The sequence below is a fragment of the Haloarcula amylolytica genome (assembly GCF_049705545.1).
Classification (GTDB): Archaea; Halobacteriota; Halobacteria; order Halobacteriales; family Haloarculaceae; genus Haloarcula; species Haloarcula amylolytica_B.
In genome coordinates, this window is the sequence record NZ_JBNAMU010000001.1 from 258795 (window position 1) to 273929 (window position 15135).

Below are 15135 nucleotides of genomic sequence, written 5' to 3' on the forward strand. Positions count from 1 at the left end.
GTCGGGGGCTTATCCGACTCGGTTCCGTGGGGATAGCCATGAGCCTCCAATCGATGTTCAACGACATCCCGTTTGTCAAGCAGTTAGGGATGGAGATAACCGCCGTCGAGGACGGCTACGCGGCGGGCGAACTCCAGTTAGAGGATAGCCACTCCTCGAACCCCGAATCGATGATCGCACACGGCGGCGTCACGTATTCGCTCGTCGACACCGTCGGCGGGGCGGCCGTCGTCTCACAGTCGGGCACCGTCTCGCCGACGGTCGACATGCGGATCGATTATCTCGCCCCGGCAACCACCGATTTACGGACCGAGGCAGAGGTGGTTCGGAACGGCGGGAGCGTTTCAGTCGTCGATGCCGAAGTGTACGACACCGATGGCCATCACATCGCGAGTGCTCGTGGAACGTATAAAACTGACGGCGACCGTGGCGAGTCGCCGTGGACGAAAGGCGTCGACGAGTCGGACGTCAAACAGCTTACCGGCGACGACTAGTCGCCACTGACCATTTTCATCCCGTCGCGCACGGACTCCCGACGGCCCAGCAGCGTCACCATGTCGCCCGCTGCGAGGACGTAGTCGGCCGTCGGCACTTCCGCGTTCTCGTGGCCTTCGCCGCTGACGAGCGCGACGAGACAGGCCTCGGGCAGCATCGGACCGATCTCGCTGATCGGCTTCCCGATGAGGTCCGGGTTCTTGACCTCGACCTCCTGAACGTCACCACTGCGACCGATATCGGTCATCCAGTGGGCGATGGCCGGGCGTTCGATCTGGTTGTCGATGGCCCAGGCCGTCGCCATCGCCGAGGAGATGGTCCGAACGCCGAGGTCCTCGAAGGCCTCGACGTTGTCCGGGTTGTTCGCGCGGGCGATGACCCGGTCGACGCCGAACTTTGAACTCGCTAGCTGTGACACCAGCAGGTTCGCGTCGTCGTCACCGGTCGCCGCGACGACGGTCTTGGCGTTGTCCGCACCGGCCGACCGCAACATGTCGGTGTCGGTGCCATCGCCGATCTCGACGGCGTACCCCTCGTTGCGGGCTCGTTCGACGCTCTCTTCCTCCTGCTCGATGATGACGACGTTCTCGCCCCGGTCTTCGAGGCGTGCGGCGAGCGCTCGGCCCACCTGTCCGCCGCCGACGATGATGACTCGCATTGGTATCACATCCAGTTTTTCCGCGATGTATCGCGCCAGTCCGCCCTCAAACAGGGCGGTCGCAAAGATGACTAGGAAGACGGTGCCCAGCAAGATATCCGCCTGCGTCCCCAGTAGTTCGGCCTGTGCCCCGGTGACCTCCTCGGCCGCGGCGTTCAGTTCAACGGCAAACAGCGTGGCGACAGATGCCGGAATAATACCGCGCGGGCCGACGAAGCTGACGAACAGTTTCTCGTTGGTCGTAAACCGGTCACCGACGGCCGAGACGAACACCAGCAACGGCCGGATGACCAGCGCGACGGCGAGAACGACGATAATGCCAGACAGTCCGACGTCGATGAGCGACGCGAGCTCCAACTGGGCCGCCAGCGCGATGAACACGAACGACAGCACCAGCAGCGTGATGTCGCCCTTGAACTCCTCGATGTCCTCCTCGTACGGGTGGTCGACGTTACCAAGCGCCATCCCCGCCGTCGCGGCGGCGGCGACGCCGGCCTCGGTTGCTATCGTGTTCGCACCCGCGTAGGCGATGAGCGCCCCGGCGAGCACGAGCAGTCGGGAGTTCCGCGGCGCGTCACCGGGCGAGAGGTCGACGTACTGGAGGAGGTAGTACACGACCCCGGCAACGAGAAGCCCGACGAGCAGCCCCGTTCCCAGGCGGAGCGCGAACGCCCGCAACAGCCCCTCGCTCGACGCCGCGGGGTTGACCGTCTCGAAGATGACGACGGCGATGATCGCCGCGGTCACGTCGTTGACGATCCCCTCCGTCTCCAGCGCGGCCGCGACGCGGTCCCGAACCGGGACGACGTTGAGGATCGGCGTGATGACCGTTGGCCCGGTTGCGACCAGCAGCGCACCGATCAGGAACGCGAGGTTCCAAGAGACGGCCGCGGAGTTGAACGCGAACTTGACGGCGATAGCGGTGCCCACCAGTGCGATGGCCGCACCGACGGTAACGAGTCTGAACGTCGCAGCCGGGGCTTCACGCAGACGGTCGAACCGGAGGTGGTAGGCCCCCTCGAAGACGATGATTGCGACCGCTAAGCCCACGATTGCCGACAGCGCCCCGCCGAAGGTGCCGTCGCCGATGATGCCCAGTCCGGGCTGGCCGATGATGACACCCACCAGTAAATAGAAGATGATACTGGGGACACGCAGGCGTGCGGCGAGGACCTGTGCAAGGACGCCAAGTCCGATGATGCCGGCGACGAGCGGAATCAGTAACCCCGAACTACCAGCCACAGTTGGCCTCCATCTGTCCAGCCTAACGTATCGGCCTCGTATAAACGCACTCACTTGGTGGACACGCGGGTTCGGAGTCAGGTACCCGTTGATCCCGGTACCACGCCCGACCTCACCGGTTCCGGCTCACCGGGAACTTCACACGGTCGGGATGCTCGTTGAACCGTTCGAGGATGTCAGCGTACAGCGCGTTCCGCACACGGGTGCCGCGGCGCGGATGCACGAGGTACCGGAGACGGAGTTCCACCCACGACTCCCCCTGCGTGATGTTGACCGTCGGCCGTTCGTTCACGTCGAGTTCGACCGGCGTCTCCGCGAGGCGGTCGCGGTACTCGCGGACCTGGCGGGCCATCTCGTCCCCGAGGTGGTCGGTCGCCACGTCGATCATCTCGTCCGACGCGAACTGCAGGTCTGTCTCGTAGGCGACCTGTATCGAAAGTTCGTTCCAGACGTACTGGACGCCCTCGCCGTAGAAGTTGACGACGCGCGCGGACAGCACCGTGCTGTTGGGCACAGTGACGATGCGGCCCGACGGCTGGTTCGAGGAGACGAGGTCGCCGTCGATTTCCCACACCTCCGTCACGAAGAAATCGACCGCGACGACATCGCCGCGCATCTCCTCGATAGCGATGCGGTCGCCCACCTGATAGGGCCGCTTGGTCATGATGTACAGCCAGCCGATGAGCGAGAACAGCGGTTGCTGGAGCGCGAACGTGACCGCGAACCCGAGCACGCCGAGCGAGAACAGTACGCTCACCCACTCCCGGGTTACGACGCCGAACACTGCCACCATTCCGAGGATACCGAAGGTCAGCCGGAGGGCGTTCCGCACGTCATGCCGGCGGCGTTTGTTCTGCGTGTGGGCGAGGAGATACGCCTGGCAGACGGTGTAGCTCCCGTAGAACGCGAGCAGCAACGCCGCCAGCGTCAGGCCCATTAGCGTGAGCGGTTCGAGTTCCACCCCGAAAACCCGCTCGTCGAAGCCGAACCGACGGACGAAGCGCGACCCCGCGTACAGGACGAGCGCACAGAGCAACGAGAGGTAGCCAGTTCGGCGCATACCACGACACCGTGGCCCGGCCTTGAGAAAGGCGGGTATTCGTGATGGGAACGGAGATACGGGCCGCTGTCGGGTGAGTGTCACAAAAACGGATCGACCGCCGCGCCGGGCCGTTACTCCGAGACGCCGCTGAGGCTAGTCATCGGCGATGCGCCGGCGACGATAGCCCCCGTCGCCAGGATAGCGGCCGAAAGCACCACGAAGTCCCCCGTCGGTGAAAACCCAGCCAGGCCGGCCCCCATCTGGACGATGAACACCGTCACGAAGAAACTGAGAATCGCGAACACCAGCATCACAATCGCCGCGATGATACTACTCACAAGTGCGCCAAACGAATCAAGGAATCCCATACAGTAGTGCCTCGTCCGGTACAGTCACCCGAACGGTTTAATGATGTGGTGTATGGGTTTCGCTGCAAACAGCAGCTACGTCCGGCGGTATTGTGTTTCCAAACACGATAGTGTAACCTATATAAAATATAGGGGCCGTACGCTCATTTCTCGCGGTTATCGAGCGCCACGAGGACGCCGCGGACGTTCAGCCGCATCTCGGCGCGGCCCTTGCGCTCGCCCCAGGTGTCGGTGTCGGCCCGCTCGACGAAGTAGTCGATGACCGCCTCGTCGTCGCCGAGTTCCTCGCGTTTTCGCTCGACCTCGGCGACCCATTCAGGTAGTATTTCGGCGTAGGTCTCCAGTTTGTCGCCGGTTTCGGCGGCACCGAAGTGGCCGAACATGAGGATATCCGGGTCGAGGTCCTGTATCATGGCCACGTCGTCGAGCGCCTGGTCGAGCGTGAAGTTCACCGGCGGGGTCGTGACGTGCATCTCGTCGGTCGACGGATTGTAGATACCGGCGGCGTCGGCAGTGAACACGCCGTCGATGACGGGGTCGTAGAAGACGACCTGATGCGGGGCGTGGCCCGGTGCGTACAGGGTTTCGAGGGAGTGGTCGCCCAGGTCGATTACGTCGCCGTCGGTCAGCGTCTCGATACGGTCGTCGGCGACCGGGATCGGTTTGCCGTAGTACTGTATCTGGTCGCCGACGGCGTGTTTCGTCCCCTCCCAGATTCGTTCGGGGTCGACGAGATGGCGCTTCCCGGCCTCGTGGATGTACACCGTCGCGTTCGGACAGTCCTCGGCGAGGTAGCCGGCCCCGCCGGCGTGGTCCAGATGGACGTGGGTCGTCGCGATGACTTCGAGGTCCTCGGGCGCGATCCCGACCGACTCCATCGCCGAGAGGATAGTCTCGTGTCGCGCGCCGGTACCGGTGTCGACCAGCGCCGGTCGCTCGGCATCGATTATGTAGACGGGCCCGTACTCGGCTACGTCGTACATCCCGACGTCGACGTAGTGGACATCTGTGCAGTCCCCGACCGTCACCTCGTAAACGTCACCGATTCCCATACACTCTCTCGTGACCGGCGGGGGCAAAACCGTTGTGCTGCGGCCGTCGTGACAGTCTGGAATCAGAAAGGGCAAAACCATTTACCCGGACTGGGAAACACCACTGTATGTACGACGCTGTACTCGTTCCGACCGACGGCTCCGAGGGGTCCGCGACCGCGGCCGAGCACGCCATCGACCTTGCGGAGCGCCACGACGCGAGTCTGCACGCGCTGCACGTTCTCGAAACCGAGCAGGTGGTCGACCAGATTCCCGATTTCGAGGACAGCAGCATCTTCGACCGCCTCGCCGACGCCGGCCAGCAGGCCGTCGACGACGTCCGCGCACAGGCCGAAAACGCTGACATCGATACCGTGACCACAGCGGTCGAACAGGGCGTCCCCCACGAGGAAGTCGTAGACTACGTCGAGCGCCACGACATCGACGTCGTGGTGATGGCGACGGAGGGGCGGACCGGGCCGTCCCGGGAACTCATCGGCAGCGTCACCGAGTCGGTCGTTCGGGCCTCACCGGTGCCGGTGCTGGCCGTCAAGGTCGGCGGCGAGGCGTAGCGGGGGTCGACGGTCGAGGATAGACCCACCGCAGGACCGACACGCCTAATTTCTGCCGTCGAGAACCGTCGTCCATGTTATCGAGACAGTTCGTCCGGGAGAACCCCGAGACGGTCCGTGACGCTATCGAGCGGAAGGGCGTCACGGGCGTGGACCTCGACGAAATCCTCGAAATAGACGAGGAGTGGCGGGAACTGAAGGCCGAAGGCGACGGCCTCCGGCAAGAGCGCAACGAAGTGTCGAGCAAGATCGGAGAGCTCAAACAGGAAGGTAAAGACGAGGAGGCACAGGAAGCCATCGACCGCTCGCAGGAACTCAAAGACGAACTACAGGACGTCGAAGCGCGGGCCGACGAACTGGAGACCCAGCTAGAAGAGGCCCTGCTGGAACTGCCGAACATCCCCCACGAGTCGGTCCCGACCGGCGAGGACGAATCGGACAACGTCGAGCGCTACCGCGAGGGGTTCGACGACCTCCGGGACCTGCCCGAGGAAGTAGTTCCTCATTACGACCTCGGCGAGGACCTGGACCTGCTCGACTTCGAGCGCGGCGCGAAGGTTTCTGGCGGCGGCTACCAGTTCGTCAAGGGCGAGGGGGCGCGCTTAGAGCACGCGCTCATCCAGTTCATGCTGGACGTCCACCGCGAACAGGAGTACGTCGACGTGCTCCCGCCGATTCCGGTCAACTCCGATTCGATGGAAGGGACCGGCCAGCTTCCGAAGTTCGCCGAGGACGCCTACCGCGTCGGGGCCAGACAGGACGACGACTACGACAGCGACGACCTGTGGCTGCTCCCGACGGCGGAAGTGCCGGTCACCAACATGTACCGCGACGAGATTCTGCTGGACGACGACCTGCCGGTCAAACATCAGGCGTTCTCGCCGAACTTCCGCCGCGAGGCCGGCGAACACGGGACCGAGACGCGGGGGTACGTCCGCGTCCACCAGTTCCACAAGGTCGAACTCGTCAACTTCGTTCGACCGGAGAACAGCTACGACCGACTGGAGAGCCTGCTGGACGAGGCCGCCGAGGTGCTGGACCGCCTCGAACTGCCCTACCGCGTGCTCGACATGTGTACTGGCGACATGGGCTTTACACAGGCCAAGAAGTACGATATCGAGGTGTGGGCTCCCGGCGACGACATGGCGGACGGCCCCGACCGCGGCGGCCGCTGGCTCGAAGTCTCCTCGGTGTCGAACTTCGAGGACTTCCAGGCCCGCCGCGCCGGTCTGCGCTACCGCCCGGAACGGCACGAATCCGCCGACTACCTCCACACGCTGAACGGCTCCGGACTCGCTGTCCCGCGCGTCCTCGTCGCCATCATGGAGTACTACCAGAACGACGACGGGACCATCACCGTGCCCGAACCCCTCCGCCCGTACATGGGCGGCCAGGAAGTCATCGAGGGCTCCGAGAAAATCGGCGAGAGCGCCGTCGGAGCCGGCGAAAAGGAGTAGGCCGCCGCAGACCGCCGTGTTCGGCCGGCGTCCCGCTTTCCCGTATGTGGTGCGTTACATGGCATCATATTTCAATACACTATTACATTCGTCCGCCAGCACCGTCGAGGTATGCCGGACGACGCTTTCGGGCAAATGGTACTGGACTGCCATCGCGACGCCCTCGCGGAGCAGCCCGCCTACCGCCGTGACGATGACACGCTGACCGAGGCACATCTGGCGGGCTACTTCGACGCCCCATCTGCGTGGCATCCCATCGAGCAGCGCCTGCTCTCAGAAGTGACGGGCCGGGTCCTCGACGCCGGCTGTGGCGTCGGCCGACACACACTCGCCCTGCAGGAGCGCGGCCACAGCGTGCTGGCAGTCGACCGGAGCCCGGGAGCCGTCGCGGTCGCCCGCGAGCGCGGGGTCACGCACCCTGTGGTCGGCGACCTCCGGCGGCCACCCGGTGACGGGTTCGATACCGTCGTCGCCCTGGGCAAGCAACTCGGCCTCGGGACCTCGCTGAGCGACCTCCGAACAACCCTCACCAAACTGGCGACGGTGACGCGGCCCGGGGGCTGTCTCGTCGCCGACATGGATACGCTCGACCGAGTAGATCCCGCAACCGAGGCCGCCCATGCCGTCCAGCCCGGTGTCGCCTACCGGACCTTCCGAGTCGAGTACGACAGCCTGACCGGCCCGTGGACTGACCTGCTGCTGGTCACACCGTCGGGGTTCCGCCCCGCGGTCAGCGAGACGCCGTGGACCGTGGACGCGCTCGTCGGGACCGAAACGGACGGGTCGGCGTACGGCGTTCGGCTGTCGCTGCCGGGACAGTGAAACCGCGAGTCCGCAGGGAGTCGGGACTCAGTGCGTGTACGTCTCGATGCGTTCGATGTCGTCCCCGGCGAAGGTGAACACATCCACGAAGCCGACGATCCGTTCGCCGTCGGCATCGAGCAGGCGGCCGCGGGCGGCGACCTCCGCCGTCTCCATATTGTCACCGTCAACCGGCTCCACCGCACTGTCTTCCTGGCGACAGTAGAGAGCGTCTACCGGGTGCGTAGTGTCTGTCTGGGGCCGTTCCTCGCGCATGAACTGCACGAACCGGCCCCGGCCCTCGATGGTCCGGTCGGGGCGGTCATGGACGAACGACGGGGCGAGCAGTGAGGCCAACTGGTCGTAGTCGTCGCCGTCGATGGCGTCGTAGTAGGCCCGTGCGCGCTGAACGAGAGCGGGTCGCGTCACGTATCGGTTTCGGGATCGTCGGATGTGTCTCTGTTGCTCTCGGCGTCGCCTTCCTCGCCATCGCCGGTAGCTACCGGATCAGCCAGGTCCAGTTCGACCGAGTCGTTGGTTCCCGAGCCAGACGAGGGTTCAGCGTCCGACGGCTGGTCGGCAGTCGACTGATCGCCGTCCGGTGCGCCCTGTGCGGAGGAGTCGTCGTCCGCGCCGCTGACGGTGTCGGGAGGCGCTTCGACCATCGCAGTCGGAGCCTCGTCCAGTGACTCCGTCGACTCGTTCTCTGCCTCGCTGGCGGCCAGTTCGGCCTGTATCTCCTCGATATCGGTGTCGTTGACCTCCGAAATCTCCCCCTCTCCGTCGGGCGGCGACACCGAGTCCGGCGGCGCATCATCGGCCGCCGATCCATCGGATTCTGCCGCTGTCGACTGGTCCGAACGAGTCGTCGCTCCGTCGGCCGATGCCGTCGGGTCTGCCGGCTGTTCGGCTGTCCCCGCTGCCGTTGTCTCGTCGGCTGATTCTGCCGTCGTCCCGTCGGTTGCGCCTTGCATCTCGTCGGCCCCGTCGGCAGCCTCGGACGACGGTGTCGAATCCAGCGCCGATCCAGCGGCCGACGACGCCGTCTCCGACAGTTCGCTGTCTGTCCGTCCGACCGCTTCGTCGATGTCAACGTCGAGCGAGGTATCGACAGCCATCTCGTCCTGTGGGAGGAAGGCCGGCTGGTCGTCGTCGGCGTCCTTTTCCAGCGTCTCCAGACCCGGCGGCCACGGACCGTCGGGGTCAGGGGGTTCCTCGTAGCTGCGAGCTGTTTCCAGCGGTCGCTCGGCGTCGTCCCGGAGTTGCTGGCCCTCCGCCCCGTCCCCGCTTGAGTATGCGCGGGCGGCCTGGGTGAGCCAGTCGCTGGCCTGCCACAGCGAGTTCGCCTTGGTCTTCGCGTCCTCGTAAATCGGTTTCAGGGACTCGTCGTCGACGAACCGGACAGCGGTGTCGAAGTGGTCCTCGGCGGCTTCGAACTCCTCACGGGCCTGCTGGAAGTCACCCTGTGCGACCATCCACTCCGACTCGCGGAAGCCGTTCATCGCCGCGGTGAACGCCCGCCGCCCCTCCGTGTAGTGGGCGTGGCCGACGCGGTAGCGGGCGAACGCGGTGTCGTCGCCGCCGGTGTCCGCGATAGCGTCTTTGATCTCCTCGACGCGTGGGAGCTGCTGGAGGTCGTCGGTACTCCAGGCGTACTGCACGTCGCCATCGTGGTCGATGACGACGACGGCGCGCTCGATGAGTTGCTGGCCGATGTCGTCCACGAAATCGAGCCCGTACTCGCGGGCGACGTCGTGGTCGGTGTCGGACAGCAGCGGGATTTTCAGGTCGTAACGGTCGGCGAAAGCCCGGTGGCTGTACACCGAATCCGGGCTGATTCCCAGGATAGTCACGTCCTTCTGCATCGTAAACAGATCGAGTTCGTCCAGATCACAGGCTGTGTCGTCACAGGCCGGGTTGAAATCCGCCGGATAGAAGGCCAGAATGACTACATCTTCGCCGAGATAGTCGGACAGCCCGATCCGCTGGCGGTCGCCGTCGACGAGCGCCGGCAGTTCGAACAGTGGTGCCGCCGTCCCCTCTGAAAGCACATCTTATACAACCAAGCCCGGCTATAACAGTGTTTGCACGCTATCACGGAGCGAGGTGCTTTTATCCGTCAGGGTGATAGCTCTCCTGTGGAACTGCACGTCCGGTACGAGGGTGACGACGACCCCGACAAATGCAGCGCGCGGAAACTGGCCCGGATGGACGAGGCCGAACTCCACCGCGCGACGCGGTCGACGCCGCCCGGTATCGTGCTCAACCCCTTCGCCGAGCAGGCGCTGTCTCCAGCGGACCGGCCGACCGCCGGCGACGGCGCTCGCCACAGCCGACTGGTCGCGCTCGATTGCTCCTGGGAGACCGCCGAACGGGAGGCGTTCGACCTCGAGGGGATTCACCGCTCGCTCCCGTTCCTCGTAGCCGGCAATCCGGTCAACTACGGGACTGCATTCCAGCTCAATACCGTCGAAGCGTTCGCCGGCGCACTGGCTATTCTCGGGGAACGTGACCACGCCGAGCGAATCCTCTCGACGTTCTCCTGGGGCCACACCTTTCTGGAACTGAATGAGGAACCGCTGGAGCGGTACGCGAACTGCGAGGATTCGAGCGACGTCATCGACGTACAGGACGACTACCTCGCCGAGGAGTAGTCACCGGGGCTCTGCTGGCTTCTCGTGGAGCGGCGCATCACAGTGCGGGCAGGCCCGCCGTGCGTGTGCCTCTAACACGTCGTCGATGCGTTCTCCGCAGGCTTGGCACCGCATACTATTAGTTAGTATTCGAACAGTATTGTAGGTTTTCCTTCACTTCTAAGGGTGCTTACGAAAAGCCCGTTCCGATGCCGCTCAGCGCCGCTGGCGGGGTCAGCGGACTCGTCGGGAGGTCCATGTCCGGTTCGGGGTCGTTGTAGCCGCCGGGCGCAACGTCGTTCGGGCCGTCAGGGTAGCACAGCGACGCCAGCGCCTGGATGTGGTCGCGACCGACGCCGAGCTCGAACTGGCCGCCGCCGTACAGGCCGATGCCGTGTTGCTTGCAGTAGTCGATGGTCGCAAGCACCGACTCGACGGTCCCGCAACGGGACGGTTTCATGTTGAGCCACGCCGGTTCGAACGGCAGCGCCTCGATGCTCTCGACGCCGGTGATAGGCACGTCCCAGGTGACGCGGGCTTCTTGGCCGTCGAAAATCGGCCGGGTCGCCTCGGTCAGGTCGGGGTCCTCGACCAGCGCGTCCGGGAGGCCGTCGACGACGCGGCGGTAGAACTCGGGGTCGGCCTCGACGTCGACGTCCGTCCCCTCGTACAGCCCTTTCAGATCCAGCACGCGGACGTCGTAGTCGGCCAGGTCGTCGACGAGAGCCTCGCCCCAGGACGGCGTGGGATCGAGCTTGAACGCCAGGTCGCCGTAGCGCTCGCACAGCATCGCCAGCCGGTCCGCCGTCGGCGGCGCGTCGTCGTCCGGGTCAGAGAGCCGTGTCGAGACGACGAAGTTCACCGGGTCGTACTGCCGGCCGAGTGCCGTCCCGAGGTCCGTGTCGGCTTGCTTCAGCGCCAGATCCAGCGCCGCGCTCTCGAACCCCCAGCGACGGTAGTGGCGAAAGCGCTCCTCGTCGGGCGGCTCGGGCCACAGGTCGGCCTCATCCAGCGCCGTCGAAAACGAATCGACGGTGTACTCGCCAGCCAGCGGGGAGTCCGCACCCTCCAACACATTACTGTCCTGCAGCGCGTCGTGGGCCTCAGTCGTGTACGTCACGTCCTCGCCGCTCCCGGTTTCGCTCCCACCAGAGAGGTGGATGACAGTCGTGGCCCGGTCGAACCCGCTCGAGGTCGCCCGCTCCAGCCGCTCGAACGCGCAGCTCTCGACGGTGACCGGCAGGTCCGCGACCTGGTCGTACATACTCCGGCTTCGCAGCTTCGGTATCTAAAGCCGGCGACAACAAGTACCGATGAGGCAGAACCCCCGGGCTGAGAGCGGGCAGACGCACGCCACCGAGGCCAGACCGAAACTCAAAGCTTAAACGCGCGCACCGGGAATGACCGCGCATGGCTAGCTTCGAGACAGCGTCCGACCGACTCCTCAACAAGCAGATCTGCATGCGGTGTAACGCTCGGAACCCACAGCGCGCACAGCAGTGCCGGAAGTGCGGCTACGGCAACCTGCGTCCGAAGGCGAAAGAGACCCGCAGCGCCTGATTTTCGGGACCCGTTGCCGCCGGCACCCGGTGGCAGTTCGTCGCCAGTTCGCTACTGGTCGGTGTATCCTTTGTCCGCCGGCCGGCGGTCGAGCGCCGCCATGCGGACTGACGCGTGCGAGACGATGAGTTCCAGCAGCTTTTGATCTTCTTCGCCGACAGTCGTCCCGTCCGTCGTGACTGAGATGACAACTGTCGTCGTGCCCTCGTCGCCTAGAACGACTGCCGAGACGCAGTCGGTGACGGATTCGGAGAGATCAACGGGGAAGGGCCGGTCGTGAACAGTAACTTCACCCTGTTGCTGTGTCCGGACTGTCTGTGCGAACGAGCCGACGACATCGACCGGCACGGTCCGAATGGTATTGGCCAGCGCCACCGCGTCGCCGTCGTTGAGCCGGACGACGGCCGTCTCCTCCATGCCGGTTATCGTGCCGAAGGCCTCGACGACGAAGGCGGCGACGCCGTCGACGCTGGGGGCGCTGGCGATGGCTCGCCCGTAGTTGTTCACGTCGGCCGCCTTGTCAGCGAAGGCCTCGATGCGGTCGCGCTCGGCCGCCAGTTCGTGGAGCCGACTGCGGCTCCGGGCGTCGTACAGGCCGACCAGAACGCCCGCCAGCGCGCCGACGGTGACGAGGTCCACTGTCAGATACGACGCGCGGGCGAGCGAACCGGAGGTCACGCGCTGGGTGAACAGCAGGAGCGCCGCGATGGCGGCAAACGCCACGGTCCCGCCGGCGGCCCACGCGGCCACTCGGGACGTGGCTCCCCCGAACGTCGTGTCGCGAGCGAGCCAGACGCCCGCGTACGCTATCGCCAGCCCCATTGCAGCGAACGGGAGCGCATCGACCGCGACCGCCACCGGAATCCGTGTCTGCTGGACCGCGTGGAGCACCTGAATAGCGGCCAGCACGACGCCGGAGAGCGCGAGCGCCGCCCCCGTCAGTGATCGCTGGTTCATGCAGTCGAATATCGGCCCTATCAGTAGAGCGTTGCGCCGCGTAGCACACTCACTCGTCGGGATATTTTGGCTCACGGCGTTCCGCTCGCTCGAGGGCGCGCTCGACGACCTCGCGAACGTCGCCGTGGAAGACCCCGCCGTGACCCGAATACATGTGTTCGACGCCTGCTGGCATGCGGTCGAGGATGTCCTCGATGCTCTCGATGAGGCGCTCACGGGACTGGCCGGGGCGGTCGGTGCGGCCGAAGGAGCCGTCGTCGAACGCCCCGTCATCGTGGACGACCACGTCACCGGAGAACAGGGTCGTCTCGGAGACGAGCGAGACGTGGTCGTCGGCGTGGCCCGGCGTGTACACGACCTCGCACTCCTCGTCGCCGACTGTGAGAGTATCGCCGTCGTCGAGTGCGTGGTCCCGGCGCGGATGAGCGCCGTAGGCGTACAGCGGCGCGTCGAAGGCGTCGAGGACGGCGTCGAGCTGCTGGACGTGGTCGCCGTGCTGGTGGGTCAATACGACGGCATCGAGCGCGTCGGCGTGTTCGCGGATGACGTCGACGACGCCGCGCATCGCGCCGGCGTCGACCAGCGCCGTCTGCTCGCCGGTCGCGAGATAGGCGTTGCAGGTGAACGTCTCGGCCTCGGCGGTGACGTTGTGAACGTCCATACACGACCACTGTGGCGCGGCCCGCTTGAGTGTACTGTCCGCCGTCACCCCTACCGGGACGGGGTACCTCGACTCACAGGTGTCGGGGAAATATTGATTATCAAACACGATAGTGTCGCCGAGTGATTTTTTACTAAGAACGTCATAGTTGTACACGTACCATGGGGTTCGGGAGCTACGACGAATCGGAACAAGACAATCAGGAGTACGACACAGACTTCGAGGACGAGGACGGCCTCGATGCTGAAGAAAACGCCCACGAGGGCGACATCGAATACGAGTTCACCGCGTCGAACGACGAACTACTCGATAGACTGGAAGACATCAAAGACAATCAAAACACGTGAAATCCGGGGCACGGGCCCTCGGCGTCGCGGAGTCGTACCGGGCGGAAACCAGCCGGTTCGCTGGCGCCGTCGTCCGCGCCAGTAGGGTGGCTGACGGCTTTGTTTTTAGTACTGCCACAGTCGGTGGGAGCGACGCGACTGAGACGGTGTGTGAGATGGTCGACCGACTGGACCGCGAGGACGTCCGCTACTTGCTGGTGGCGGGTATCGCACCAGCGTGGTTCAACATACTTGACCTCCAACAGATTTACGACCACGCCGATCTACCGGTCATCTCGGTCACCTTCGAATCCTCGTCGGGGCTTGAGGGCGCTATCCGTGAGGCGTTCGACGACCCCGACGCCGTGCAGGACCGGCTGGCGACCTACCGTGCCCAGCCGGAGCGCCGACCGGTGTCGGTGAACGACGAGACGGTGTACGTCCGGAGCGTTGGCCTCGACGACAGCACCGCCGCGGATGTCGTCCGCGCGTTCACGCCGGAGGGCGGCCGTCCGGAACCGCTCCGGGTTGCCCGATTGGCAGCGCGGGGACTGGTCGAGATGGAGTGAATCACGTAGCGGGAGCGCCCGCCCGGAGACAGTGTGACACTGGCTGCCGAGACAACGGGCGGATCGGAGTCACTACTTCAGCTACCGCAGCTGGGTTATTATCTATAGCTAAATTGAGGACAGGATTTCGTAACTGTCTGAGTGGTAGCAATGTCCTATTTTGTCCTATTTTTAGCGATAGCTAAAGCCAGACTGATCGTCCGAGGCTGCATACGTAGAAACACAATGGCAGAAAGCAGAACGCAGGCGAGGAACACTGTAGAGCCCGCAGAAACGAACGAACAAACGAATATCAACAGTAGCGTGACCCGGTACGAAGGCGATCAGCCGACAGAGCACAGCGTCTACGGCACGCGCCAGCAGGACAGCCAACTCATGTTCTTCGACGGGCAGGTCCCCGACGCGGAAACGGTTCGCAGCGGCGATGTCCGGGAACAGACGCTGGCCGTGCTCGATCAGATTCGTGCCATGGCCGCCGAATCCGGTCTCGAATCGCGTGACCTGATGCGGACGACGGTGTACCTCACGGAGATGGACCAGCTGGAAGGTGTCAAGCAGGCGTACGCGGCGTTCTTCGACGGGCAGCGACCGTCACGGACCGTCGTCGGTGTCGCAAGCCTACCGAACGATGCGGCGGTACAGATCGAAGCGACGGGTGTAAAGCGGTAATCACTGGCGAAGTCTGACTCCGTCGAACACGGTTTCGACCCGCGTCGGCAGGCCGACGACAGGGAAGTAGGGAAAAGAACACAGGCGCGACGGG

At 64.8% G+C, this 15135-nt stretch carries 18 protein-coding genes; 9 read left to right on the forward strand and 9 right to left on the reverse strand.

The genetic code is table 11. From position 1 onward, the window contains the following. Positions 1–38 precede the first annotated feature (38 nt). On the forward strand, positions 39–494 hold the full coding sequence (locus ACOZ4H_RS01375; RefSeq protein ID WP_424327628.1) for a PaaI family thioesterase: 456 nt from the start codon (positions 39–41) through the stop codon (positions 492–494). Here the strand turns inward: ACOZ4H_RS01375 and ACOZ4H_RS01380 are convergent. From ACOZ4H_RS01380 to ACOZ4H_RS01395, 4 genes are all read right to left on the reverse strand, one after another. Then, positions 491–2395: a cation:proton antiporter gene (locus tag ACOZ4H_RS01380; protein WP_424327629.1), complete on the reverse strand. Its 1905-nt coding sequence runs from the start codon at positions 2393–2395 to the stop codon at positions 491–493. The two genes, ACOZ4H_RS01375 and ACOZ4H_RS01380, sit on opposite strands and share 4 nt — an antisense overlap. Before the next feature lie 112 nt (positions 2396–2507). Beyond that, entirely contained in the window at positions 2508–3455 is a 948-nt protein-coding gene (locus tag ACOZ4H_RS01385; protein WP_424327630.1) for a mechanosensitive ion channel family protein, read from the reverse strand. Between the two features lie 113 nt (positions 3456–3568). After that, a complete protein-coding gene (locus ACOZ4H_RS01390; RefSeq protein WP_424327631.1) occupies positions 3569–3805 on the reverse strand; it encodes a hypothetical protein in 237 nt (78 codons plus the stop codon). A gap of 143 nt (positions 3806–3948) precedes the next feature. Beyond that, positions 3949–4857, reverse strand: coding sequence for an MBL fold metallo-hydrolase (locus ACOZ4H_RS01395; protein ID WP_424327632.1), 909 nt, complete (start codon positions 4855–4857; stop codon positions 3949–3951). 107 nt (positions 4858–4964) lie between these two features. On the opposite strand from ACOZ4H_RS01395, the gene ACOZ4H_RS01400 reads away from it, so the two are divergent. From ACOZ4H_RS01400 to ACOZ4H_RS01410, 3 genes are all read left to right on the forward strand, one after another. After that, positions 4965–5408 (forward strand): universal stress protein, encoded by a 444-nt coding sequence (locus ACOZ4H_RS01400; RefSeq protein ID WP_424327633.1) that lies wholly within the window; start codon positions 4965–4967, stop codon positions 5406–5408. A gap of 74 nt (positions 5409–5482) precedes the next feature. After that, on the forward strand, positions 5483–6865 hold the full coding sequence (gene serS, locus ACOZ4H_RS01405; protein ID WP_424327634.1) for a serine--tRNA ligase: 1383 nt from the start codon (positions 5483–5485) through the stop codon (positions 6863–6865). A gap of 111 nt (positions 6866–6976) precedes the next feature. Continuing rightward, positions 6977–7687 carry a class I SAM-dependent DNA methyltransferase gene (locus ACOZ4H_RS01410; RefSeq protein WP_424327635.1) on the forward strand — a complete coding sequence of 237 codons (711 nt, stop codon included), beginning with the start codon at positions 6977–6979 and terminating at the stop codon, positions 7685–7687. A gap of 27 nt (positions 7688–7714) precedes the next feature. On the opposite strand, the gene ACOZ4H_RS01415 is transcribed toward ACOZ4H_RS01410, so the two are convergent. Both ACOZ4H_RS01415 and ACOZ4H_RS01420 read right to left on the reverse strand, forming a co-directional pair. Further along, a complete protein-coding gene (locus tag ACOZ4H_RS01415; RefSeq protein ID WP_424327636.1) occupies positions 7715–8095 on the reverse strand; it encodes a nuclear transport factor 2 family protein in 381 nt (126 codons plus the stop codon). Beyond that, positions 8092–9717 (reverse strand): redoxin domain-containing protein, encoded by a 1626-nt coding sequence (locus ACOZ4H_RS01420; protein WP_424327637.1) that lies wholly within the window; start codon positions 9715–9717, stop codon positions 8092–8094. Before ACOZ4H_RS01420 ends, ACOZ4H_RS01415 begins: the two co-directional genes overlap by 4 nt. 87 nt (positions 9718–9804) lie before the next feature. Between ACOZ4H_RS01420 and ACOZ4H_RS01425 the strand changes: the two genes are divergently transcribed. Further along, on the forward strand, positions 9805–10320 hold the full coding sequence (locus tag ACOZ4H_RS01425) for a DUF367 family protein (RefSeq protein ID WP_424327638.1): 516 nt from the start codon (positions 9805–9807) through the stop codon (positions 10318–10320). Between the two features lie 169 nt (positions 10321–10489). On the opposite strand, the gene ACOZ4H_RS01430 is transcribed toward ACOZ4H_RS01425, so the two are convergent. Then, positions 10490–11563 (reverse strand): hypothetical protein, encoded by a 1074-nt coding sequence (locus tag ACOZ4H_RS01430; RefSeq protein WP_424327639.1) that lies wholly within the window; start codon positions 11561–11563, stop codon positions 10490–10492. A gap of 146 nt (positions 11564–11709) precedes the next feature. Between ACOZ4H_RS01430 and ACOZ4H_RS01435 the strand changes: the two genes are divergently transcribed. After that, positions 11710–11859: a 50S ribosomal protein L40e gene (locus ACOZ4H_RS01435; RefSeq protein ID WP_004960523.1), complete on the forward strand. Its 150-nt coding sequence runs from the start codon at positions 11710–11712 to the stop codon at positions 11857–11859. Between the two features lie 51 nt (positions 11860–11910). On the opposite strand, the gene ACOZ4H_RS01440 is transcribed toward ACOZ4H_RS01435, so the two are convergent. Both ACOZ4H_RS01440 and ACOZ4H_RS01445 read right to left on the reverse strand, forming a co-directional pair. Continuing rightward, positions 11911–12816 carry a hypothetical protein gene (locus ACOZ4H_RS01440; protein ID WP_424327640.1) on the reverse strand — a complete coding sequence of 302 codons (906 nt, stop codon included), beginning with the start codon at positions 12814–12816 and terminating at the stop codon, positions 11911–11913. A gap of 49 nt (positions 12817–12865) precedes the next feature. After that, a complete protein-coding gene (locus ACOZ4H_RS01445; RefSeq protein WP_424327641.1) occupies positions 12866–13477 on the reverse strand; it encodes an MBL fold metallo-hydrolase in 612 nt (203 codons plus the stop codon). Positions 13478–13638: 161 nt separating this feature from the next. Here ACOZ4H_RS01445 and ACOZ4H_RS01450 point away from each other — a divergent pair, with 161 nt between their 5' ends. From ACOZ4H_RS01450 to ACOZ4H_RS01460, 3 genes are all read left to right on the forward strand, one after another. After that, positions 13639–13824, forward strand: a complete 186-nt coding sequence (locus tag ACOZ4H_RS01450; RefSeq protein WP_004515979.1) for a DUF5786 family protein — start codon at positions 13639–13641, stop codon at positions 13822–13824. Beyond that, a complete protein-coding gene (locus tag ACOZ4H_RS01455) occupies positions 13821–14372 on the forward strand; it encodes a DUF99 family protein (RefSeq protein WP_424327642.1) in 552 nt (183 codons plus the stop codon). Before ACOZ4H_RS01450 ends, ACOZ4H_RS01455 begins: the two co-directional genes overlap by 4 nt. A gap of 225 nt (positions 14373–14597) precedes the next feature. Next, complete coding sequence (locus ACOZ4H_RS01460; protein WP_295716624.1) at positions 14598–15041, forward strand: RidA family protein; 444 nt, start codon at positions 14598–14600, stop codon at positions 15039–15041. The last annotated feature ends 94 nt before the right edge of the window (positions 15042–15135 follow it).